Source organism: Haemophilus parainfluenzae T3T1 (assembly GCF_000210895.1).
Taxonomy (GTDB): Bacteria; Pseudomonadota; Gammaproteobacteria; order Enterobacterales; family Pasteurellaceae; genus Haemophilus_D; species Haemophilus_D parainfluenzae_A.
In genome coordinates, this window is sequence record NC_015964.1 from 718,820 (window position 1) to 740,875 (window position 22,056).

Sequence of the window (22,056 nt, forward strand, 5' to 3'; positions counted from 1 at the left end):
GTGTTTTTAAATAATGCAATATATTACTGCACTTTACCAATCGAACCAATCAATTAAATTGAAAGACAGATGCCCAATTTTGTGTATTATCTGACACCATCACAAAGTTTGGATTAATTAAACTTTCACGCTGGTTATAGGTGAGTGGCTGAAATTGTGGATCGAAAATTCCCCCATTGATTTCAGCTAATAAAATTTCAGCGCCCGCGGTGTCCCATTCGCCGGTTTTACCGAGGCGAACATAGCAATCAACCGCCCCTTCTGCGACCAAACCGCTTTTCAAACTACTCGAACCAACTACCGTAAATTCGCATGCCAAATTCTTCGCTAAAATTGACCGCACTTTTTCTTGTGAGGTGGTGGCGCCTACGGCGATTTTTAACGGTTGAGTAAGATCGATTTTTCGTGGTTGTAAGGTTTTTATCTCTTTGTCACTCTGTTTGAATGCGCCGAAACCTTTCATGGCGTAATAGGTAATATCCAAAATAGGGAAGTGAATAACCCCCAGTACAGGTTGATGATTTTGTACGAGTGTAATCAAAACGGAAAATTGATCCGTACGATCAATAAATTGCTGTGTGCCATCAAGGGGATCGATCAACCAATAGGTTTGCCAAGTTTGGCGTTTTTCAAAGGGGATATTGCAGTTTTCCTCTGAAAGAACAGGAATATCGGGGAAAAGTGCGGTCAGTTTTTCGATTAAAAACTGACTGACAAATAAATCCGCCTCTGTGACAGGTGTGTTATCCGATTTGGTTTGTATTGCCACATCCTGTTGGTAAAAACGAGCCAAATGTTTTCCTGCTTCATTGGCAAGCGTGCGGACTTGATCGAGAAGAGATTGAGATAATTGCATATTTATTCTCTACTTTGATTTCGGTAATAACAAGGAGAGGAAAATTGTCGTATAGATTGCCATGATGGAAGATCCGCCTAAGATGAAGGATATACGGTCAGTGAGGTATTTTGTATTTGGTGCGATCACGACATTACCGATACTCCAATAACAAAAAATAATGATAAATGAAAAAAGGAGAATTTTCTTCCAGTGATGGCGTAGATAGCCTCTGCATTTGGCAACGTAAGCATTGATTATTGCCGGAACAGTGAGAGGCCAAAATGTCAGAAAGAAACCAAATAACGCAGAGTCGAAATAACCTTCTCTGTAGTCGTCTAGGTCGAAAAGGACATAAGCGATAACACTGCCTATCAGCTGCGTAACTAGTGGGAAGATAATAATCGCTTTTAAATAAGGGGATTGAGTTGACACCTTAAGCTCCTAGAAAAATAGGCTATCCGAGGACAGCCTATTTTCATCCATTATTTTGATTTCTTCGCACGTAATACACGAGAAACGAAAATAAAGACACCGAAGATAAACACGGCAAGACCGAGTAATTCGCCTATATTATCCCAGTTTTCTAATGCTAAGGCTAATGGTGCTTCAGAACCACCTGATGTCACAGATGCCGCAATAATGAAGGCTAAGATAACGCCCATTAAACTTTCACCGACAATTAAACCTGCCGCGAAAAGCGTACCGAAACGTTCTGCTTTTTTCTCCACTTCTGTATCATTAGTGCGTTTTGCGTAGCGCTTAATATTGCGTGTGAGAAGCCATGCCATCACTGCACCGACCACAACCGGCATATTGATTGATGGTGGAAGGTAAATACCAATACCGACTGCTAATACTGGTAGCGCGAAGCGGCTGTTACTCGTTTTACGCATAAGCGCATCAATAATGATTAATACCACACCCAAACCTACACCACTTAAAATGTAAGTCCATTCTAATTGATTGGTGAAAATACCTTTTGAAATAGTGGTCATAATGGTCGCTTGTGGCGCTGAAAGTGCTTGTGCTGGATCCATGTCTGGACGTGGTAATGCCCCCGTGAAGCCATAAGCGTGGTATAAAATTTCTAATACCGGTGCAATCACTAGTGCACCAACGAAACAACCAATGATTAACGCAACCTGCTGTCTCCAAGGGGTTGCTTCAACTAAAAGACCGGTTTTTAAGTCTTGTAAGTTATCGTTTGAAATAGTTGCAGTGGTTAATACGATAGATGCCGTGAATAAGGTCAATGCGGTTAAGAATTTTTGACCGTCTACCGTTTCAAATAAGCCACTGCTTTTACCAATGGTCACTAAAACAAGTGAAATGACGATAACGGAAATAATCCCGATACCTGAAATTGGGCTTGAAGATGAACCCACTAATCCCGCCATATAACCAGATGCCGCTGCAACGAAGAAACCAATTAACACCGCAAGTAGAGTACAAACCACCACTAATAACACGGCAAGTTCAGCAGAAATTGGTGCCGCTGCAACGAAGTGATATAAGGAAATCACGATTAATACGACAGTCGCCAATAAAATATAAATAATGGTTTTTGGTGATAAGTCGATATCAATACGATTTTCTGATTCAGCTTGTGAGCCTTTTAACATACGGAAAGAATGAACCATCCCTTCAATCATTGGTTTGAGAAGGATTAATAATGTCCAAATCGCTGCAATACCGATAGTACCCACACCAATAAAGCGAACTTTGGTTTTCCATTCGGTCATCGCATAGCTCACGATTGACGCGTCGGTTGGCATATCACCTGTTGCGGTGAAATAAGGCACAGCCACACCCCAAGCGAGGAATGTACCAAATAACATCGCAAGACCGCCTACGATACCAATTAAGTAACCCGCACCCACTAAGGCAAGAGAGAAACCCATCGGTAATTGGAAAACGGCTTTACCGTTAGAGAACCATGCGCTTGCGCTGTCAGACATGACACGTAATGCATTAGTTAAGAACGCAACAGTTCCCGCGAAAATACCACCGTAAGCAATATCTTTTACGCCGCTGTCACTTTCCTCATTATTGCCTGCTTTTAAGATTTCAGCCGCAGCCACACCTTCAGGGTAAGGTAAGTCGCTGTTTACCACCATCGCACGACGTAATGGAATAGTGAATAGTACGCCCAACGTACCGCCAGAGGCACAGATAAGTACAGTTTGCCAGAATGGGAATTCCTGCCAGTAACCCATCATTAATAGACCTGGAAGAACGAAAATAACAGAAGATAATGTCCCCGCTGATGAAGCCTGGGTTTGCACCATGTTATTTTCTAAGATACTGGAATCCTTGAAGAATTTTAAAATTGCCATAGAGATTACGGCAGCTGGAATGGAGGAGGCGAAAGTCATCCCCACTTTAAGACCCAAATAAACGTTAGATGCAGTGAAGATCACTGTAATTAACGCCCCAAGGAACATTCCTCGGAAGGTCAATTCTTTTAAATTATCATGAGACATAAATTTTCCTATTTATTTTTGAAAAATGACTATACATTCTCAAAAAAAGAATAATTATTCAAGTTTTATTTAAAGTTAATCGCTTGCGATTAGAATTTATCTAAATTTCTTCGATTTATTTACGTTTTTTTAAATAATCTCGCAAAGTATAAAGTGCGGTTAGGTTTCTTGCCTCATTAAATTCATCACTGACCAAAAGTGCATCAAGTTGCGATAAAGGATAACGCACGATTTCTAATGGTTCAGGCTCATCCCCTTCTAGTTGATTTGGATACAGATCTTCGCCTAATAAAACGTGCATTTTATGCCCCATAATTTGTGGATTGATTTTCATGGTACGTAAAAATGTCCATTTTTTTGCGCCGAAGCCAATTTCTTCCTGTAATTCTCGATTGGCACTTTGTTCGGGCATTTCCCCCATATCCATTCCACCTTTTACAAAGCCTAACTCATATTGTTCTGTTCCGACCGCGTATTCACGAACAAGAAGTAAATCTTCGCCATCAATCGCAATCACCATCACGGAATCTCGATTGAAAGGGCGAAAACGTTCATAAGTGCGGTCAATTCCATTGGAGAATTTGAGATCGACAGCTTGAATTTCAAACAAGCGGGATTTTGCCACGGTGGAAAGGGAGAGAATGTGTGGAAGTTGTTTTTTCATGATATTAGCCCTATTATCTTGTTATTGGCTCATCATACGCAAAGTGAGAGAAATAGGAAGAGTTATGGCTGAAAATAACGAAGTACGATTAGATAAATGGCTTTGGGCGGCGCGTTTTTATAAAACTCGTAGCATTGCGAAAGCAATGATTGAAGGGGGCAAAGTTCATTACAATGGCCAACGTGCAAAAGTAAGCAAAAATGTAGAAGTCGGTGCTATGATTAAGCTACGTCAAGGCAACGATGAAAAAGAAATTGAAGTGATTGCTTTAAGCGATCAACGCCGTGGCGCCCCTGAAGCCCAATTGCTTTATCAAGAAACGGCACAGAGTGTGAAAAAACGCGAGGAAATGGCATGGGCAAGAAAAAATAATGCACTTTCGATGCCACATCCTGATCGTCGTCCAAACAAAAAAGAACGTCGAGATTTATTGAAATTTAAACACCAAGATGAGTTCTAAAAAACAAAAGTGCGGTCAATTTTGACCGCACTTTGTGTATTAATGGTTTTTGTGACTTGTACTGTATAGGATTTTGTCGGTATAAGCCATTGCAATTGCCGAAATCAAAAAAGAAAAATGAATAATCACTTCCCACATAATTGTTTTTTCAGGAATTTTTGAGGCATTCACAAAGGTTTGCAATAAGTGAATCGAGGAAATGCTGATAATTGACATAGAAAGTTTGACTTTCAGCACAGTCGCATTCACATGGCTCATCCATTCAGGTTGATCAGGGTGGTTTTTCGTGCGTAGTTTTGATACGAAAATCTCATAACCGCCTAATGTCACCATCACCAATAAGTTAGCAATCATCACCACATCAATGAGATTGAGTACGGCGAGCATAATGGTGTCTGCATCCATTTCATTAACATTGGTGATGAGATACCACAAGTTTTTCATAAACTTGTAGGCATAGATGCCTTGTACAACAATTAGACCTAAGTAAATAGGTACTTGTAACCAACGACTTGCAAAAATCGTTTTGCTTAGAAAAGTGGTTTGTTCATTATATTTTGCACATGGATCCGTGATTTCTTTTTGTTCCGTTGCCATAAAATTCCCCACAAATAAAAATTAAAATAAAAAAGCGGCAAGAAAATAGCCGCTTTTAAAGAAAAATTCAACCGATGTTTTTTATTTTACCTCATTCTCGGTAGTGATAAGGGATAGGCGCGTTAAATCCACGTCATTATTGAGCAACTCAACGTTTGGCATACTCTTGTTAGCTTTCGCTGACAAGTCTTTAAAGCGTTCCACTTTCCCCACTAAACCTTGTTGTCCCACAAGGGCGGTGACGGTGCTGTTGTATTGATTGCTCACAGTGGAAAGGGTGTTGCCTAGTTTGTTTAAGCGTTCGGCCACCAAGCAAATCTGGTTGTAAATTTCACCTGCTTTTTCCGCGATTTCTTTAGCCTCAGCATTACCTCGTTCGATACGCCACAAATTCGCCACAGTACGCAAAATTGGCATGAGAGTCGTGTGTGAAACCATAATGACATTTTTCTCATAGCCATAATTAAACAGACTTGGGTCTAATTTTAAGGCTTCAATATAAGCGGGTTCCACTGCGATGAACATCAAGACAAAATTAGGGCTGCGCATGCCAATCAAATTGCTGTAATCCTTGCGGTGCAAGTCATCAATGTGATTTTTCAGGGCTTTAATATGCTCCCTTAGTAAACGCTCACGTTCAAATTCATCCTCAGAATTGACCGCACTTTCATAAGCATTCAATGACATTTTGCTATCAATGATGATATTTTTCTCATCGGGCAGATTCAGCACAAAATCAGGATAGTTTCGTCCGCCTTGCTCATCTTTAAAATGCGCTTGTGCACTGTAATGCACGTTCTCAATTAAACCAGCCAACTGAAGTGCGCGCTCAAGTTGCACTTCTCCCCAGTTACCTAAGGTTTTCTTTTCTCCTTTTAGTGCAGAGGTTAAATTATTGGCTTCTTTCGACATGTTTAAGCCAATTTCCAACACCTTTTTGATTTCCGCTTCTAAACCCGCATTGCCTTTCACCGATTCCGAATGGATTTCATTGACTCGTTTTTGAAAGCCTTCGATTTGTTCACGGAAAGGCTTCAACAAGGTTTCCAATGCGGTTTGATTGGTTTGATTAAAGGATTGGCTTTTTTCTTCCAAAATACGGTTGGCCAGATTTTGGAATTCCACGCCTAGCTGTTGTTTGGATTGCTCAATATGCTGTTGCTGTTCAGCAAAATGTTTTTCTTTTTCGGAAAGGGTGGTTTTGAGCTCCGTTAATTCTTGTGAAAGTGCGGTCAATTTTTCCTGCGTTTTTTGCTGCTCTTGTTCTTTTCTAAGTAGATTTTCCTGAGCTTGTTGTAATTGCCCTTGCAAGCTTTCGGCTTGTGCAGATGCTATCCCAAAACGTTCTTTTAATGCGGTGATTTGCCCGCCAATTTGATCGTAACGGAGTTGCTCTTCATCTAATTCTTTTTCTAAATATTGGATTTTTTCATCACGTTCATTAAGGCGAGTTTGCAAACCTTCTGCATGAGTTTGTGCTTTAACGGCTTGCTGTTCTAATTGATTTTTGACCGCATTTAAAGAATCAAAACGCTCCGCTAATTGATTGTAATCGCCGATAGTTTTATTGAGATCTTGTTGTAATTCTTGCGTATCTCGTTTGCTGCGGCTTAATAGAAAAAGCATCACAATACTGATAAAAACCAGCACGGCAATGATGATTAAATATTGATTAGAGGTGAGTTCTGACATAAATAGGCTCCTGGATACAGAAAAATTTTAGCATATTCCCAGAAACTTTTTAAAAATTAAGATTGTTAATTAGGTAAGAAAAGTGCGGTCAAAAATAACCGCACTTTTTTAGGAAGATTAGTAGTTTGAGTTAATCAATACTTCTTCACCGTAGCCACCAAGGGTTGGCATTGGTTGGTAAGTAGAGTTTGCTGCACGCATTAAACGAATACCACGAATACCTGCTTCTTTTGCGGCTAGGATATCGTCATCGCTGTCACCATAGTGAATACTCACTTTGTGCTCAATAATACCCGGTGTTTTGTTATATTTAGTTGGAAGTTTGCGACCGCCCATGAATTCTACAGGGTGCATATCTTTAATATTAAAGGCTTTTTGTAGCACAGGTGTCACACCATCTTTATCGCCAGCTGTACGACCGGTAATAAAATAAATTTGGTCACCACGTGCTTGGTGCATATTAATTAAATCCACCGCAATTTGTTTTGGAATGGAATATTGGTCACAACCTGCATTCACTTCATTCCAGAAATCTTGATTTTTTAAGTAATCATTTTTACCTGGTGAGTATTTTTCTTGGCCGTGGTAGAAACAAGGGCTACTGAAAAGTACAGTATCATCAATGTCGAAGCTCACATTAATGGGTGCTTTGCCTTCTAATTCTTTTTTCAACTGCTCAACAGAGATCCAGTGAATCGGTTTTTGCTCTGTCATTTCACGAGCATTCGTACCTTGTTCAGTGTAAGGTTCTTTGTTTGATGCAAAAGTAGAGACTGCACTTGCCGCTAAAATTGCAATGGCAGAAAGTTTAAGTAAATTTTTCATGTTTTCCTCATTAAGTAGTTTGTTTTACTTGTAACAAATCATATCCTTTTAAAATATGGGTGTGAAATGATAGCAATCGTTTGCTATTTAAAAAAGTGATCTTTATCACATTTTTTTGAGATGATTGTTTAATAAAGCATCAAAAAAATTACCCCTTGAATTTGGCGGAATCGAACGCCATATAACGAATAACTTTTCTTAAAAGAAGGATAAAAAGAATGACAACAATTGTAAGCGTACGTCGTAATGGCCAAGTGGTTGTTGGGGGCGATGGACAGGTTTCATTAGGCAATACCGTCATGAAAGGGAATGCCCGTAAAGTACGCCGTTTATATAATGGCAAAGTTCTAGCCGGTTTCGCAGGCGGAACAGCGGATGCGTTCACCTTATTTGAATTATTTGAGCGAAAATTAGAAATGCATCAAGGGCATTTGTTAAAAGCCGCCGTGGAATTAGCCAAAGATTGGCGAACCGATCGTGCGTTACGCAAGTTAGAAGCGATGCTGATTGTGGCGGATGAAAAAGAAAGTTTAATCATTACCGGTATTGGTGATGTGGTGCAACCGGAAGCCGATCAGATTTTAGCCATTGGTTCTGGCGGTAATTATGCATTATCGGCAGCCCGTGCGTTGGTGGAAAATACCGATTTATCAGCTCGTGAAATTGTGGAAAAATCTTTAAAAATTGCCGGTGATATTTGCGTGTTTACCAATACAAATTTCACTATCGAAGAATTACCGAATAAATAAGGAAAAATTATGTCTGAAATGACCCCTCGTGAAATTGTTTCCGAATTAGATCAACATATTATCGGCCAAAAAGAGGCGAAAAGAGCGGTTGCAATCGCATTACGTAACCGTTGGAGAAGAATGCAGTTACAAGAGCCACTTCGTCATGAAGTGACGCCTAAAAATATTTTAATGATTGGGCCAACGGGTGTGGGTAAAACCGAGATTGCGCGTCGTCTTGCAAAATTAGCCAATGCGCCATTCATTAAAGTGGAAGCGACCAAGTTCACCGAAGTGGGCTATGTGGGGAAAGAAGTGGATTCCATTATCCGTGATTTAACGGACAGTGCGATGAAATTAGTTCGCCAACAAGAAATTGCGAAAAATCGTGCGAAAGCAGAAGATGCAGCGGAAGATCGTATTTTAGATGCATTATTGCCTCCACCGAAAAATCAATGGGGTGAAGTCGAAAACCACGACACCAACAGTAGCACTCGCCAAGCGTTCCGTAAAAAATTACGTGAAGGGCAATTAGACGATAAAGAAATCGAAATTGATGTGTCTGCGGGCGTTTCAATGGGCGTAGAAATCATGGCGCCTCCAGGCATGGAAGAAATGACGAATCAGTTGCAATCCATGTTCCAAAGTCTGGGGTCGGATAAAACCAAAAAACGCAAAATGAAAATTAAGGATGCATTAAAAACCTTAATTGACGATGAAGCGGCCAAATTGATTAATCCGGAAGAATTGAAGCAAAAAGCCATTGATGCAGTTGAGCAAAACGGTATCGTGTTTATTGATGAGATTGACAAGATCTGTAAAAAAGGCGAATACAGTGGTGCGGATGTTTCTCGTGAAGGTGTGCAACGTGACTTATTACCATTAGTGGAGGGCTCAACGGTGAATACCAAACACGGGATGGTAAAAACTGATCATATTCTCTTTATTGCATCGGGTGCCTTCCAAGTGGCGCGTCCATCGGATTTAATCCCAGAGTTGCAAGGTCGTTTGCCGATTCGTGTTGAATTATCAGCATTAACGGCAGAGGATTTTGAGCGTATTCTAACTGAGCCAAATGCGTCTTTAACGGAGCAATATAAAGCGCTCATGGCAACAGAAGGTGTGAGCATTGAGTTTACACAAGATGCCATTAAGAAGATTGCTGAAGCCGCCTTCCGTGTGAATGAGAAAACAGAGAATATCGGTGCAAGACGTTTACATACCGTGATGGAACGTTTAATGGATAAAATCTCATTTGATGCGAGTGAAATGGACGGTCAAACTGTTAATATCGACGCAGCTTATGTGAGTGAGGCATTAGGCGAAGTGATTGAAAACGAAGATTTAAGTCGATTCATTCTGTAATGAAAGTTTAGATAAAGAAAAAGTGCGGTTATTTTTAACCGCACTTTTTTTATCTCTTAAATGAAGATTAGTGACCGCCGCAACCACAGCCGCCATGACCGTGTCCGTGATCATGATCGTGATGATGACCACCGCCACAGCAACCGCCGTGTCCATGATCGTGATCATGGTGGTGATGACCGTGACCGCCGCAACCACAACCATGACCATCTTCATCATCGTGATGGTGGTGATGATCGTGTGCACCATGCACGTGACCGTGAGCAATTTCTTCTAATGTTGCTTCACGGATGCCAACAACCTCAACAGTGAAGTGTAATTCTTGACCCGCTAACATGTGGTTACCATCAACCACCACTTCATCGCCATCCACTTCAGTGATCACAACAGGAACTGGGCCGATATCTGTATCTGCTAAGAAACGCATACCAACCACCACTTCATCTACACCTTGGAATACATCTTTTGGTACACGTTGAACCATGTTTTCATTGTATTCGCCGTAGCCTTCTTCTGGTTGAACACGAACTTCAAATTTGTCGCCAACTTCTTTACCTTCTAAGGCATTTTCAAGACCAATGATTAAGTTATTGTGGCCTTGTAAATATTCTAATGGTTGATTTGCTGGAGCTTCATCAACTAATACACCGTCTTGAGTACGTACTTGGTAAGCGATACTCACAACCGTATTTTTTGCTACTTTCATATTGTTTTCCTTATTAAAAAAATCGTCATTCATTGTATAGAAAATTATTCTTTAAGCAATGCAATTCGCGCATTCACACTGACTTTAATTTTCTCTTTGCCACTTTGAGTGTAAGTTTCATCTTTCCCACTCGAGTATAAACTTTTAGAGCTTAGTTCGGCTGCAGCATAAGGGCGGAAATCAGCGACTGAATCATTAGCTGAGGAAATTTCAAGGTTCTGTATGCGATAACCTTTCACCTGCAAGGATTCTTGAACTAAGAGTGCTTTATCTTTAAGTTTTGCTAAAGCTTCTTTGGTTAATTCATTTTCTAAACTACTTAATTTTTCACGAGAAACAGAGGCATTGACCTGAGCAATGGCCAATACGCCATCTAGTTCATTTACTAATGTTGATAATGCTTGAGAGTCTTTACTTTCTAAGGTTAATCCTGCATGCGCAATCCAACCTTGCTGTTTGCCTTTATTATCGTAACGAACCATGGTATTACGAGAATTATCAGTAATTTCGACCGAGCTCTGTGCTTTCGCTAATTCAATGGCTTTATTCATTTTTTCTGCCATGGTTTTATTGAGCGCGGATAAATCATTGCCTTCCGCTTGGTAAAAAAGGGAGACTTGCAATAAATCACGTTCTACTGCTTTTTCTGCTTCAACAGTAAAGGTTACATCAGCTGGATAATTCGGTACGGGTTCTTCTGCAAAAGAAGCGATAGGTAAGGCAAGTAATGCAAGAGAAAGTGCTTTGAGTTTCATTTTTTCATTCCTATTTGGGTAAGATAAAAATTAAGGGCGATTAACTCCCCCCACATTATTAATGTAAACGTTCGTTGTCGTCTTCGACATCTTCGTCATCGAAAAATTCGCCATCATCGCCGTATTCATCATCTTCCGCATTCGGATCTTCAAAATACGTGCCCCAGCCATCATAAATGCCTTTGTATTTTTCCACTAATGGTAAAATTTCTTTTTGTTGTGCATCGATAATTTCGGATTTTAATTCCACTTCACTGATGATATCAAAACAGAAAATCACCTTGCCATTTTCATCTTCGAATTCTTCTGCTTCTGACACTTCATAGCCTGCTTTGAAAGCATCCACGGCAATTTTTTCTAAGGTATCAAAATCATAATGAGCGATGTGATGTTCGATAATATAAAGGGCATCCGGATCGCTGCCGTCATTTAATAAATCTGTAATGATTTCACGGGTTTCTTCTTGAAGTTCGTTAAAGTTCGTCATAAGGCATTCCTTTTGTCAGAAAAAGTGCGGTCATTGTAGGGGATAAAGATGAAAATGTCGCTAAAAATTTATGCTCATTTCAGTTTGCCTTGACGGGGAGGAAAGGTTAAAATTCTGCGCGAATAAATTGTGCTTAACATGCCCAGCTGATCACGCTATTTATTGCAGCGAAAAAAGTTGGGCTTTCTTATTTTAGAACGAAAAAAATGGTCAAACATCTCCCTTATTTCACCTTAAAAACACCGCCAAAATCAACCGCACTTTTAAAGCAAGAGTTTGCTGATTTTATCGTTAAAGAAGATCTTGGCTATGAAATGTCAGGCGAAGGCGAATTTGTGGCGGTAAAAATCCGTAAAACGGATTGTAATACGTTGTTTGTGGGCGAAAAACTTGCCAAGTTTGCGGGTATTTCTGATCGAAATATGGGGTATGCCGGTTTGAAAGATCGTCATGGCATCACCGAACAATGGTTTTGTTTGCAAATGCCGGGAAAGGAAACGCCAGATTTTAGCCAATTTCAATTAGAAGGTGTCGAGATTTTAGACGTTACTCGCCACAATCGTAAAATTCGTACGGGGAGTCTTCAAGGAAATACCTTCGAGATTTTATTGCGCGGTGCAAAAGAAAGTGATGAGTTGAATGAACGCTTAAATTTTGTGGCGAAATACGGTTTCCCTAACTACTTCACTGAACAACGTTTTGGGCGTGATGGGCATAATCTGACTCAAGCGATTCGTTGGGCGAAAGGGGAGATTAAGGTCAAAGATCGTAAAAAACGCAGTTTTTATCTTTCCGCCGCTCGCAGCGAAATTTTTAATTTAGTTGTGGCAGAACGAATTGAACAAAATGTGGCAGATCAGGTTCTAAGAGACGATATTGTACAGTTAAATGGATCGCACAGTTGGTTTAAGGCTGATGAAAATGAAGATTTAGCGGTTTTACAGCAACGTTTGAACGAGCAAGATATTTTGCTCACCGCGCCTTTAATTGGCGAAGAAAATTTATCTGCAAGTGCGGTTGAAAATAAAGTGGTTTTGGAACATCAGGTTTTCCAAGAGTTAATGAAACAAGAGAGAATGAAACCCGCTCGCCGCCCTTTATTAATGCAGGCAAAAGATTTCCATTGGACGTTTGTTGAAGAAGGATTGAAGCTCTCATTTTATTTACCGGCAGGGAGTTATGCCACTGCATTGGTGCGAGAGTTAGTGAATATTAAGGAAGAAGAATAATGCGAATTTTAGTCAGCAATGATGACGGTTTTCACGCCGAAGGGATTCAAGTTTTAGCAAAAGAATTACGAAAAATTGCCGATGTGGTGATCGTCGCGCCTGATCGTAATCGTAGCGCGGCATCAAGTTCATTAACACTTGTTGAGCCGCTTCGCCCTCGTCATTTAGATTGCGGTGATTACTGCGTGAATGGCACCCCCGCAGATTGTGTGCATTTGGCTTTAAATGGTTTTTTATCTGGTCAAGTGGATCTTGTGGTGTCTGGTATTAATGCGGGTTGCAATATGGGGGATGATACAATTTATTCTGGCACCCTCGCCGCTGCATTGGAAGGGCGTCATTTAGGATTGCCAGCCATTGCCGTCTCTTTAGATGGTCGTCAGCATTATGAAACAGCCGCTCGCGTGGTGTGTGATTTAATTCCGAAATTACATCCTCAATTATTGAATAAACGAGAAGTGATCAATATCAATGTGCCAGACTTGCCCTATGAAGAACTTAAAGGCATTAAAGTCTGTCATTTAGGCTATCGCACATCTGCGGCCGAAGTGATTAAACAAGAAGATCCTCGTGGCGAAAATATCTATTGGATTGGTCCGTCAGGCTTGCCAGAATATGATGGTGAAGGCACAGATTTCCATGCAGTAAAAAATGGTTATGTTTCCATTACGCCAATTCAAGCAGATCTTACGGCTCATCAGTCAATTGCTGCTTTACAAGATTGGCTGGAAAGTGAATAATGTGCCATTTTGATACGAATTTTCCCTATTGAAGCAATAAAGGATAAGTGAATGAATATTTTTGGTGCGATGTACGATAAAACGATGCAATGGTCAAAACATCGCTTTGCCGTGTTTTGGTTATCCTTTGTAAGTTTTATTGAGGCCATTTTCTTTCCAATTCCACCCGATGTGATGTTGATTCCAATGTCAATGTCAAAGCCAAAAAGTGCGTTTCGTTTTGCGCTTTATACAGCGGTCGCTTCAGTAGTGGGGGGAATGATTGGTTATGCTATCGGCTATTATGCCTTTGATTGGGTGCAAGGTTATATTCAACAATGGGGCTACCAAGCCGCTTGGGAACAAGCTATGGCGTGGTTTAAGGAATGGGGCGTGTTAGTAGTCTTTGTTGCCGGTTTTAGTCCTATTCCTTATAAAGTTTTCACCATTTGTGCCGGCGTGATGCAAATGGCATTTATCCCCTTTGTGATAACCGCATTTGTATCGCGTTTTGCTCGTTTTATTTTAGTGGCAAAACTGGCCGCATGGGGCGGAGAAAAATTCGCCGCGAAATTACGTAAATCCATTGAAGTCATTGGTTGGAGTGTCGTTGCTTTAGCCGTCATTATTTATATTATTTTAAAATAATAGGATGACCTTTTTTATGAATAAATTACTCTTTATTATCTCGAGTGCATTGCTGGTTTCAGCTTGTACGGGAGAGCCGAAAAAACAAGATCCCGACGCATTGCCAGATGGTATTATGCAACCAGTAGAGGGAACGGGAGCCGTTGCCGGTGGTAGCTTTATGCCGGAAATTGAAAAGAATTCAATGCCAAATCAAATGAAATAAATTTAATTTTAAAGGAAGAATAAATGAAAAAATCGTTTTTATTGCTCCCTGTGAGTATCGCTATTTTAACGGCTTGTAGTTCAAATAGCCCTGCACCAATTGAAAATGTGGATGGCACACTTTCTCCAGGTGTAATGCAGCCTGTCGATAATAACTCTAGCGGTACATGGCAGCCAGAAATCCAACAAAATACCATGCCAAGTACAATGGGCGGCAGCGTGCCAACGGGAACTCAAACACCACAGCCAAGTTTCCAACCAACTTATCAACCGGTACAACAGCCTGCAGCAACTCAACCACAGCCTGCTCCAGCACCGGTTCAACCGCAAACTAAGACGGTAACTAAAACGGTTTCTGATTGTACCAGCTCTGGTGCAATCAACGTGCCACGTAATCCAAATACGAACGCACCAGATTACAGCCAAATTCAAAAAGGTTCATACAAAGGAAACACCTATAAAGTAAACAAAGGCGACACCATGTTCTTAATCGCTTACTTGACGGGGATGGACGTAAAAGATTTGGCAAGCATGAACAATATGAAAGAGCCTTACAGCTTAAGCGTGGGTCAAACATTAAAAATTTCAAATTGTTCAACAAAAACAATCACTACAACGGTTCCAGTGAAAACTACCGCACCAGCGGCACCTGCTGAGCCAGAAGTGACTTATACACCAGGTGCAAATGGCACACAAATTGGTTCTGATGGTACGGTAATTGGTCCTATTAAATCAGGTGTGGGTAACGGTGAACCTTCAAAACCAGTTTTCACAAACAATACGCCTAGCACACCAGCAACGACGACAACACAAGTAGAAACCACAAACAATACACCAGTTAATGCGAATGTTGTGGCACCAGTTGCGTCGAATATCGCATGGCAATGGCCAACTCAAGGTAACGTGATCCAAGGTTTCTCTAATACCGATGGTGGTAACAAAGGGGTTGATATCAGTGGTTCACGCGGTCAAGCCGTTAAAGCGGCAGCGAACGGTCGTGTTGTGTATGCGGGTAACGCATTACGTGGCTATGGTAACTTAATCATCATCAAACATAACGATGATTTCTTAAGTGCTTATGCGCACAACGACAAGATCCTTGTGAGCGATCAACAAGAAGTGAAAGCAGGTCAAGAGATTGCGAAAATGGGTAGCACAGGAACCAATGCTGTGAAACTTCACTTCGAGATCCGTTATAAAGGTAAATCTGTGGATCCAGTTAGATACTTACCGAGAAGATAATCTTTTCACAGAAAAAAGTGCGGTTAAAAATGACCGCACTTTTTGTTATACTCTTACCAATTTTTTCTCAATGCTTAGAATCTAAGGTTAATTCAATGCGTACAAGTCAATATTTATTCTCAACATTAAAAGAAACCCCAGCTGAAGCGGCTATTGTGAGCCATCAATTAATGCTTCGTGCGGGGATGATTCGTCCTCTTGCTTCAGGTCTCTATAACTGGATGCCAACTGGCTGGCGTGTGCTCCGTAAAGTAGAAAAAATCATCCGTGAAGAAATGGATAAAAGCGGCGCACTTGAAATCAAAATGCCAGTCGTGCAACCAGCAGAATTATGGGAAGAGTCAGGTCGTTGGGAACAATATGGCCCCGAATTACTTCGTTTTGAAGATCGTGGTAATCGTCACTTTGTTTTAGGTCCAACACACGAAGAAGTGATTACGGATTTAGTTCGCCGCGAAGTGTCATCATACAGACAACTTCCAATCAATTTATACCAAATTCAAACTAAATTCCGTGATGAAGTGCGTCCTCGTTTTGGTGTCATGCGTTCACGTGAATTTATCATGAAAGATGCCTATTCTTTCCATGCAGATCATGCGAGTTTGCAACAAACTTATGATGTAATGTACCAAACGTATAGCAATATTTTCAATCGCTTAGGTTTAGATTTCCGTGCAGTACAAGCGGATACCGGTTCTATCGGAGGGAGCGCCTCACATGAATTCCAAGTGTTAGCAAACAGCGGTGAAGATGATGTGATTTTCTCTACTGAATCTGACTATGCTGCAAACATCGAATTAGCGGAAGCGGTGGCAATTGGTGAGCGCGCAGCACCAACGAAAGCGATGGAATTAGTTGATACGCCAAATGCCAAAACAATTGCTGAGTTGGTGGAACAATTCAATTTGCCAATTGAGAAAACGGTTAAAACCTTAATTGTAAAAGGGGCAAGCGAAGAGCAACCGTTAGTGGCATTAGTCATTCGTGGTGACCATGAATTAAACGAAATCAAAGCAGAAAAATTACCTGAAGTGGCTTCACCATTTGAGTTTGCAGATGAAGCTGTTATCAAAGCAAAAATTGGTGCCGGTGTGGGTTCATTAGGCCCTGTTAATCTCAATATTCCAGTGATTATTGACCGTTCAGTGGCATTAGTGTCTGATTTCAGTGCAGGTGCAAACATTGATGGTAAACATTACTTCAATATCAACTGGGAACGTGATGTAGCGTTACCAAAAGTGGCGGATATTCGTAACGTGGTTGAAGGTGATCCGAGCCCAGATGGTAAAGGTACCTTATTGATTAAACGTGGTATCGAAGTGGGGCATATCTTCCAATTAGGTAAAAAATACTCAGAAGCGATGAATGCGACTGTTCAAGGTGAAGATGGTCGTCCAATGGTCGTAACCATGGGATGTTACGGTATCGGAGTAACACGTGTGGTGGCTGCGGCGATTGAACAGCATTTTGATGAGCGCGGTATTGTGTGGCCAACAGATGAAATTGCGCCATTCACCGTAGCCGTCGTGCCAATGAATATGCACAAATCTGAAAGCGTTCAAGAATATGCCGAAGAATTGTACCGCACTTTACAAGCACAAGGTGTAGAAGTTATCTTTGATGACCGTAAAGAACGCCCAGGTGTGATGTTTGCAGATATGGAACTTATCGGTGTACCACACATGGTGGTGATTGGTGAGAAAAATCTCGCAAACGGCGAAATCGAATATAAAAATCGCCGCACGGGTGAAAAACAAATGATTGCAAAAGATCAGTTGTTAGATTTCTTGAAAGGGCAAATTAAAGCTTAATCGAAAGTTAAAATTCATGGCATAGCTTTAATGGCTATGCCAAGGATGTATTTAATTTATAATAAACAAAACGGTTGTTGAGTTTGTCTCAGCAACCGTTTTTTGTGGTTAAAATGTTTTACTCATTTCTAAGAATACACGATTTTTATCGTAACCATAGAAAGGATGATTACTTTTTACTTTTTGGTAGGACCATGTAATTTTAGGCGTAATCCCCCAGAAATAGAGATCGCGATGCCATAATGTTAACGTTGAAGCATATTCTCTATTATTCTGACGGATGTTAAAGAAATCAGCCGCTTGATAATGACGTTTAGCATATGAAAGCGTGACTCGGCTTGATATTCCCCATGGCCATTCTTGTCCCCAACCAAGGCGTACACCTGCTCGTTGGTAGGCGTTATCTTTGTCTCGAGTATTTTCACGAGAATAATCTACCCCAGCAAACCAATGTTGTCCGCTTTTCGGAACATAGAGTAATGTGTTGGAAAATAAATAATTGTTGCCGTTTAAATGTTTTCGCCAATCATAGCGTTGTTCGCCATATTCCAAAGCAGATGAAATTTGCCAACGAGGATTAAGCCAGTAGCTAATATCAAAACGTACGCCAGAGTTTTTAGAGTATTGTTTGAGTGCATCGCTACCGTTTGAGCCACCACTATACCAACGTTTTTCGGTAAATGGTGTTAAAGCCAATTCTAAATGGGAAGTTTGATAACCTAATCCCCAACCTAAGCGCGCATTTAATTCGTTATATTTTTTGTTATTCCAGTAGTATTTACCATTTCCATCTAAGCCTAATTTGGTGAAAAAGTTATGTGCAAGAGACCATTTTTTCTCAACACCTAATGAATAAGAAAGCCCTTGTGCACTTTCTTTACTCCAAGCTTTCCAGTTACCAATATGAGTACCTGCTTTGGGTGCATTGTTGATATTGCTTTCATTGAGGTAACTTACACCACCATAAAATTTCCATTGATCGCGTTGATTTAATGCAGATAAATATTGATCAATAACGGCAGTCATTTCAGGCGTCATTTGCTCCGCACGTAATTTTTGGAACTGATCTTTTGCTGCTTCGTTATCATTATTTAAAAAGAGTGCTTGAGCAAGCTGATAACGTAATGGAAGGCTATCAGAATGTTGGGTGAATAGCGTACGATAGCGTTGTGCAGCTTCACTATAGTTGCCTTTATGACGCGCATCAATAGCTTCAGCCCAGCTCAATAACACAGGATCTTTTTCTGGAAGTTCTCGATATAAAGGCAACAGAAGTGAAACTGCTTCTTCGTTATTTTGTAATACAGAAGGAATCATCCCACGTACGATTAAATCAGGATGACGAGCTAGCTCTTCTTTAGTCATTGAGACTGAGCCTTCATTATTTGTCTTCGGCTGGATCGCAGGTGCTTGAAGCTTTGGCGCTGCAACCTGAATATTTTTGTCTAATGTGTCATTTTTAGATTGTGCTACCTCGGCATTTGCCCACTGAGCACATGTTATGCTTAATACTGTATATAAAAAAGTTTTTGTAAATTTCATTTTTTTATCGAAAGAGAAATAAAGCAAGCACTAGGCTTGCTTTATTATGTCAGGATTAAAACTAATTATTGTTTTTGAGCGCCGAATACCCCAAGGTAAGAGGCTTTTTCATTTACATAGCTACCAGCTAACTCACTAGCGTTATTTCCGTAGAAACGACCGACAGCTTCTGTACCTTCAGCAGTTTTACCGTTAAATTGGTTACCATCAATTTTCGCAGAAAGTTTAACCGCGTTGATATTGCCAAATGCTTTTCCATCATCTGGAGTAATAGAGCCTTCAAATGATTTATCAGCAAAATTTACATTAAATTTTGCGTTACTTAAGCGATACGTATCAATAGCTGAACCACTATCTGCATAACCGTGTACACCTTGTCCTACATAGGTAGCGCTACCGCTAGTTGGCATGTTGGTTGTAGGATTGATACCGTAAGAGACTAAGTAATAATTATTTAAGCCATCCTCTGTAATTAATCCCCAACGTACATTTTTATATAATGAACCGTTAACTATGCGGGTAATATTGTTGGCCGTGATTTTGAGAACCTTTCCACCCCCCATCCCGGCAGGAATTATATTAATACTTTTACCTTCAACATCTAGCACATAAAGATTTGGATTGCCAGAAATGGATGCGGTTTGAATAGTTCCGCCTTTTTTAGGTATGATGAAACCAACATGTTTATCTGTGAGTGCTCGATTAGTATTACCACTTTGAGTATTAGGGGTTGATGGTTGAGCTACATTTTCAGCTGGAGTAGATTGGCTTGGTGTTGTCTGATTATTTGTAGACGTAGTAGTACTTGATTGCTGAGTCGTATTATTGGCAGTAGTACTTGGTTGCTGAGTCGTATTATTGACAGTAGTGCTTGGCTGAGTTTGCTCAGTTTTATTGGTTGGAACTGAAACATTTGAGTCATCACTACCACCGCCGCTGCTACCACACGCAGATAATACTAAAGCAGCTAATGCTGTTGTACCAAATTTAAAAATATGATTTAAAGAAGACATACTAATATTCCTTATTTAAAAAGTAGAAGTAAAATACCTTTGAAAAGTATCTCGTAAAGCCTACCATTTCAACTTCAGTTTGTCTATAAAGCTAGTTGATTTTATAAGATTAAGTATTTTAATTTGAAAATAAATTACAGTGTTTATATTATACTTTTGTAAGTTTATTATTTATGTCAAAAGAGAAATAAAGCAAGCCTAAGGCTTGCTTTACTATACCTAAAATAACACTAATTATTGTTTTTGAGCACCGAATGCAGCAGCCCAACTGTTATCATTAGCCTCTGCTAAGCCAGCAAGTTGTTTTGCTTGTTCTCCATAAAATTTACCCTCTACATTTGCTACTGATGATGGTAATAAAGAGGTTTTTGCATACCCGTTAAAACTGTTCCCTGAAATAGATGCATTAATATTTACATATTGAATGTCGTTGATCCCTAATGAACCACTTAATGATTTATTACCAAAATCAACACTAAATTGAGAGTTACCAATATGGTAGTCGTCCTCATCCGATTCAGTGATATCTATTGCAAGGATAGATTGACCAGAATAAGAAGCGCTACCGCTTGTTGGCATATTAAGAGTTGGGTTACCATTATAGAATAAATAAAATTTGCCATTGTCATCTAAGCTATCGTTAATACCGAAACGAATATCAGAATAACGTCCACAGCATACATCTATGCGTCGGTCATTGGCAGTAGTCTTAGCCCACCCCCCCGCTAAAATGTCTGGAAATCCAATTTCTAGATTGATTCCCTCAACATTGATACTCGTTGTATTATAGCCATTGATTGGTGCACGACGAAAGGAACCATTATCATCAATAAATGCAGTACCTGTTTTTTTATTGGCTTGTTGTTGAACTACATTGTTATTAACAAGAGTATTTGATTGATTTAATTCATTGTTATTTACGGGTGAACTATCTTGATTATCACCGCCACCACCGCTGCTACCACAAGCAGATAATACGAAAGCGGCTAATGCAGTGGCACCAAATTTAAAAACATGATTGAAAGAGAGCATAATAATATTCCTTATTTAAAAAATAGACGAAAATACCCTTAAAATTATCAGAGAGACTATCATTTCAGTTTTAGCCTGTCTATAAAGTTTAAGGTTAAATATTTTGTTGTATTAAACCTCCCACCAAATCAACGCCCATTTGCGTTGTCCGTGCTTTATCGGTTCATTATTTATTTGTTTTTGTTGATAGAATTGGGCTAAATCTTGTTTTTCTTTTTCGGTGAGATTACCGAGAGAAAACTCCACAGAATTTAATAAATCCTCAAAGGTTTCACCTTGGAAATGACCAGATTCAGTTTCAATAAAACTTACATTTGCGAGAATGCCTTTTTGGTAAAGACGATTGACTAAATAAATATAAGTTGGGAAGCCCACATCATCACGACCAATGGCTTCAAATACGCCTTCATCAAGAAAATGGCGTTGTGTCACTGAGGTTAAAAAGACGCGTTTTTTAGCCTTGCTTTGCAGCTTTTCAATCATGTCATCCAAATCATCTACAAGCGTAGAACGAGAGGCGAGTATTACATCGGCTTGAGGCACATCATCCCAGTTATCGGACCATGATTTATGTAGAAGGGTAATATTATTTAGTTGGTGCTTTTCTTTGTATTGCTGCACCATATTCAACATCCCTTGGCTGTAATCGAGAGCATACACAGCTTGGCATTGTTGGGCTAAAGGAATCACAAACGTGCCGGGGCCACAGCCAATATCTAACACCGTTTCATTGGGTTGCACATTCATGGCCTTCAGCAACGTCTCGTTATAACGGCTTGGTTTACCCACTAAATTCTCGGCCATTTTGGGTGCTTTTTTATCCCACTTTGTTGGTGGAAGATTATAGTGATTACAGGCTTTCAGATGCTGTTGGTAGAGATCGTTGAAATTGATGTCATTAATGATCATAGTTGCGCCTCAAAGTGCGGTTAGTTTTTGGATTGTTTTTGAATTTGCTTGATGATTATATGCTTTCTCTTACTTAAAATCATTGAAAATGATTGACGCAAACGTTT

At 40.1% G+C, this 22,056-nt stretch carries 23 protein-coding genes; 9 read left to right on the forward strand and 14 right to left on the reverse strand.

Annotated elements, in window-relative coordinates:
* Positions 1-49: 49 nt before the first annotated feature.
* The 4 genes from cysQ to nudE form a co-directional block, all read right to left on the reverse strand.
* Positions 50-856, reverse strand: coding sequence for a 3'(2'),5'-bisphosphate nucleotidase CysQ (gene cysQ, locus PARA_RS03700; RefSeq protein ID WP_014064590.1), 807 nt, complete (start codon positions 854-856; stop codon positions 50-52).
* 9 nt (positions 857-865) lie between these two features.
* Complete coding sequence (locus PARA_RS03705) at positions 866-1,270, reverse strand: hypothetical protein (protein WP_014064591.1); 405 nt, start codon at positions 1,268-1,270, stop codon at positions 866-868.
* 50 nt (positions 1,271-1,320) lie between these two features.
* The gene (locus PARA_RS03710; RefSeq protein WP_014064592.1) at positions 1,321-3,321 is read right to left on the reverse strand and encodes an OPT family oligopeptide transporter; all 2,001 of its coding nucleotides are present in this window, start codon (positions 3,319-3,321) and stop codon (positions 1,321-1,323) included.
* A 115-nt stretch (positions 3,322-3,436) separates the two neighbouring features.
* Positions 3,437-3,985: an ADP compounds hydrolase NudE gene (nudE, locus tag PARA_RS03715; RefSeq protein WP_014064593.1), complete on the reverse strand. Its 549-nt coding sequence runs from the start codon at positions 3,983-3,985 to the stop codon at positions 3,437-3,439.
* 64 nt (positions 3,986-4,049) lie between these two features.
* On the opposite strand from nudE, the gene hslR reads away from it, so the two are divergent.
* Entirely contained in the window at positions 4,050-4,445 is a 396-nt protein-coding gene (hslR, locus tag PARA_RS03720) for a ribosome-associated heat shock protein Hsp15 (RefSeq protein WP_014064594.1), read from the forward strand.
* Positions 4,446-4,484: 39 nt separating this feature from the next.
* Here hslR and PARA_RS03725 read toward each other — a convergent pair whose 3' ends face one another.
* The 3 genes from PARA_RS03725 to aphA all read right to left on the reverse strand — a co-directional run bounded on the left by PARA_RS03725 (position 4,485) and on the right by aphA (position 7,559).
* Positions 4,485-5,042, reverse strand: a complete 558-nt coding sequence (locus PARA_RS03725) for a TIGR00645 family protein (RefSeq protein WP_014064595.1) — start codon at positions 5,040-5,042, stop codon at positions 4,485-4,487.
* An 81-nt stretch (positions 5,043-5,123) separates the two neighbouring features.
* Entirely contained in the window at positions 5,124-6,734 is a 1,611-nt protein-coding gene (gene rmuC / locus PARA_RS03730; RefSeq protein ID WP_014064596.1) for a DNA recombination protein RmuC, read from the reverse strand.
* Positions 6,735-6,851: 117 nt separating this feature from the next.
* The gene (gene aphA, locus PARA_RS03735) at positions 6,852-7,559 is read right to left on the reverse strand and encodes an acid phosphatase AphA (protein ID WP_014064597.1); all 708 of its coding nucleotides are present in this window, start codon (positions 7,557-7,559) and stop codon (positions 6,852-6,854) included.
* Between the two features lie 218 nt (positions 7,560-7,777).
* On the opposite strand from aphA, the gene hslV reads away from it, so the two are divergent.
* Both hslV and hslU read left to right on the forward strand, forming a co-directional pair.
* Positions 7,778-8,308, forward strand: a complete 531-nt coding sequence (gene hslV / locus PARA_RS03740; protein ID WP_005695137.1) for an ATP-dependent protease subunit HslV — start codon at positions 7,778-7,780, stop codon at positions 8,306-8,308.
* A gap of 9 nt (positions 8,309-8,317) precedes the next feature.
* Positions 8,318-9,652, forward strand: coding sequence for an HslU--HslV peptidase ATPase subunit (hslU, locus tag PARA_RS03745; protein WP_014064598.1), 1,335 nt, complete (start codon positions 8,318-8,320; stop codon positions 9,650-9,652).
* 67 nt (positions 9,653-9,719) lie between these two features.
* Here hslU and slyD read toward each other — a convergent pair whose 3' ends face one another.
* The 3 genes from slyD to rraB are packed head-to-tail and all read right to left on the reverse strand — an operon-like array spanning position 9,720 to position 11,600.
* A complete protein-coding gene (slyD, locus tag PARA_RS03750) occupies positions 9,720-10,358 on the reverse strand; it encodes a peptidylprolyl isomerase (protein WP_014064600.1) in 639 nt (212 codons plus the stop codon).
* 44 nt (positions 10,359-10,402) lie between these two features.
* Positions 10,403-11,113, reverse strand: coding sequence for an SIMPL domain-containing protein (locus PARA_RS03755; RefSeq protein WP_014064601.1), 711 nt, complete (start codon positions 11,111-11,113; stop codon positions 10,403-10,405).
* Positions 11,114-11,171: 58 nt separating this feature from the next.
* On the reverse strand, positions 11,172-11,600 hold the full coding sequence (rraB, locus tag PARA_RS03760; RefSeq protein WP_014064602.1) for a ribonuclease E inhibitor RraB: 429 nt from the start codon (positions 11,598-11,600) through the stop codon (positions 11,172-11,174).
* A 206-nt stretch (positions 11,601-11,806) separates the two neighbouring features.
* Between rraB and truD the strand changes: the two genes are divergently transcribed.
* The 6 genes from truD (at position 11,807) to proS (ending at position 17,453) form a co-directional block, all read left to right on the forward strand.
* Positions 11,807-12,829 (forward strand): tRNA pseudouridine(13) synthase TruD, encoded by a 1,023-nt coding sequence (gene truD, locus PARA_RS03765; RefSeq protein ID WP_014064603.1) that lies wholly within the window; start codon positions 11,807-11,809, stop codon positions 12,827-12,829.
* Positions 12,829-13,569 (forward strand): 5'/3'-nucleotidase SurE, encoded by a 741-nt coding sequence (surE, locus tag PARA_RS03770; protein ID WP_014064604.1) that lies wholly within the window; start codon positions 12,829-12,831, stop codon positions 13,567-13,569. Before truD ends, surE begins: the two co-directional genes overlap by 1 nt.
* A gap of 51 nt (positions 13,570-13,620) precedes the next feature.
* Positions 13,621-14,196, forward strand: a complete 576-nt coding sequence (locus PARA_RS03775) for a YqaA family protein (protein ID WP_014064605.1) — start codon at positions 13,621-13,623, stop codon at positions 14,194-14,196.
* 16 nt (positions 14,197-14,212) lie between these two features.
* A complete protein-coding gene (locus PARA_RS03780; RefSeq protein WP_014064606.1) occupies positions 14,213-14,401 on the forward strand; it encodes a hypothetical protein in 189 nt (62 codons plus the stop codon).
* A 23-nt stretch (positions 14,402-14,424) separates the two neighbouring features.
* Positions 14,425-15,642: a murein hydrolase activator NlpD gene (gene nlpD, locus PARA_RS03785; RefSeq protein ID WP_014064607.1), complete on the forward strand. Its 1,218-nt coding sequence runs from the start codon at positions 14,425-14,427 to the stop codon at positions 15,640-15,642.
* Positions 15,643-15,737: 95 nt separating this feature from the next.
* Positions 15,738-17,453, forward strand: a complete 1,716-nt coding sequence (gene proS, locus PARA_RS03790) for a proline--tRNA ligase (protein ID WP_014064608.1) — start codon at positions 15,738-15,740, stop codon at positions 17,451-17,453.
* Between the two features lie 108 nt (positions 17,454-17,561).
* Here proS and PARA_RS03795 read toward each other — a convergent pair whose 3' ends face one another.
* The 4 genes from PARA_RS03795 to PARA_RS03810 form a co-directional block, all read right to left on the reverse strand.
* A complete protein-coding gene (locus tag PARA_RS03795; protein WP_041918311.1) occupies positions 17,562-18,995 on the reverse strand; it encodes a surface lipoprotein assembly modifier in 1,434 nt (477 codons plus the stop codon).
* A gap of 65 nt (positions 18,996-19,060) precedes the next feature.
* The gene (locus PARA_RS10190; protein WP_014064610.1) at positions 19,061-20,008 is read right to left on the reverse strand and encodes a transferrin-binding protein-like solute binding protein; all 948 of its coding nucleotides are present in this window, start codon (positions 20,006-20,008) and stop codon (positions 19,061-19,063) included.
* A gap of 234 nt (positions 20,009-20,242) precedes the next feature.
* Positions 20,243-21,040, reverse strand: coding sequence for a Slam-dependent surface lipoprotein (locus PARA_RS03805; RefSeq protein WP_014064611.1), 798 nt, complete (start codon positions 21,038-21,040; stop codon positions 20,243-20,245).
* Positions 21,041-21,151: 111 nt separating this feature from the next.
* On the reverse strand, positions 21,152-21,949 hold the full coding sequence (locus PARA_RS03810; protein ID WP_014064612.1) for a class I SAM-dependent methyltransferase: 798 nt from the start codon (positions 21,947-21,949) through the stop codon (positions 21,152-21,154).
* Positions 21,950-22,056 lie beyond the last annotated feature (107 nt).

Bases quoted from the DNA above. Each gene is read 5' to 3' on its own strand.
- cysQ (WP_014064590.1), bottom strand. From the start codon at position 856: ATGCAATTATCTCAATCTCTTCTCGATCAAGTCCGCACGCTTGCCAAT.
- PARA_RS03710 (WP_014064592.1), bottom strand. From the start codon at position 3,321: ATGTCTCATGATAATTTAAAAGAATTGACCTTCCGAGGAATGTTCCTT.
- nudE (WP_014064593.1), bottom strand. From the start codon at position 3,985: ATGAAAAAACAACTTCCACACATTCTCTCCCTTTCCACCGTGGCAAAA.
- hslR (WP_014064594.1), top strand. From the start codon at position 4,050: ATGGCTGAAAATAACGAAGTACGATTAGATAAATGGCTTTGGGCGGCG.
- PARA_RS03725 (WP_014064595.1), bottom strand. From the start codon at position 5,042: ATGGCAACGGAACAAAAAGAAATCACGGATCCATGTGCAAAATATAAT.
- rmuC (WP_014064596.1), bottom strand. From the start codon at position 6,734: ATGTCAGAACTCACCTCTAATCAATATTTAATCATCATTGCCGTGCTG.
- aphA (WP_014064597.1), bottom strand. From the start codon at position 7,559: ATGAAAAATTTACTTAAACTTTCTGCCATTGCAATTTTAGCGGCAAGT.
- hslV (WP_005695137.1), top strand. From the start codon at position 7,778: ATGACAACAATTGTAAGCGTACGTCGTAATGGCCAAGTGGTTGTTGGG.
- hslU (WP_014064598.1), top strand. From the start codon at position 8,318: ATGTCTGAAATGACCCCTCGTGAAATTGTTTCCGAATTAGATCAACAT.
- slyD (WP_014064600.1), bottom strand. From the start codon at position 10,358: ATGAAAGTAGCAAAAAATACGGTTGTGAGTATCGCTTACCAAGTACGT.
- PARA_RS03755 (WP_014064601.1), bottom strand. From the start codon at position 11,113: ATGAAACTCAAAGCACTTTCTCTTGCATTACTTGCCTTACCTATCGCT.
- rraB (WP_014064602.1), bottom strand. From the start codon at position 11,600: ATGACGAACTTTAACGAACTTCAAGAAGAAACCCGTGAAATCATTACA.
- truD (WP_014064603.1), top strand. From the start codon at position 11,807: ATGGTCAAACATCTCCCTTATTTCACCTTAAAAACACCGCCAAAATCA.
- surE (WP_014064604.1), top strand. From the start codon at position 12,829: ATGCGAATTTTAGTCAGCAATGATGACGGTTTTCACGCCGAAGGGATT.
- PARA_RS03775 (WP_014064605.1), top strand. From the start codon at position 13,621: ATGAATATTTTTGGTGCGATGTACGATAAAACGATGCAATGGTCAAAA.
- PARA_RS03780 (WP_014064606.1), top strand. From the start codon at position 14,213: ATGAATAAATTACTCTTTATTATCTCGAGTGCATTGCTGGTTTCAGCT.
- nlpD (WP_014064607.1), top strand. From the start codon at position 14,425: ATGAAAAAATCGTTTTTATTGCTCCCTGTGAGTATCGCTATTTTAACG.
- proS (WP_014064608.1), top strand. From the start codon at position 15,738: ATGCGTACAAGTCAATATTTATTCTCAACATTAAAAGAAACCCCAGCT.
- PARA_RS03795 (WP_041918311.1), bottom strand. From the start codon at position 18,995: ATGAAATTTACAAAAACTTTTTTATATACAGTATTAAGCATAACATGT.
- PARA_RS10190 (WP_014064610.1), bottom strand. From the start codon at position 20,008: ATGTCTTCTTTAAATCATATTTTTAAATTTGGTACAACAGCATTAGCT.
- PARA_RS03805 (WP_014064611.1), bottom strand. From the start codon at position 21,040: ATGCTCTCTTTCAATCATGTTTTTAAATTTGGTGCCACTGCATTAGCC.
- PARA_RS03810 (WP_014064612.1), bottom strand. From the start codon at position 21,949: ATGATCATTAATGACATCAATTTCAACGATCTCTACCAACAGCATCTG.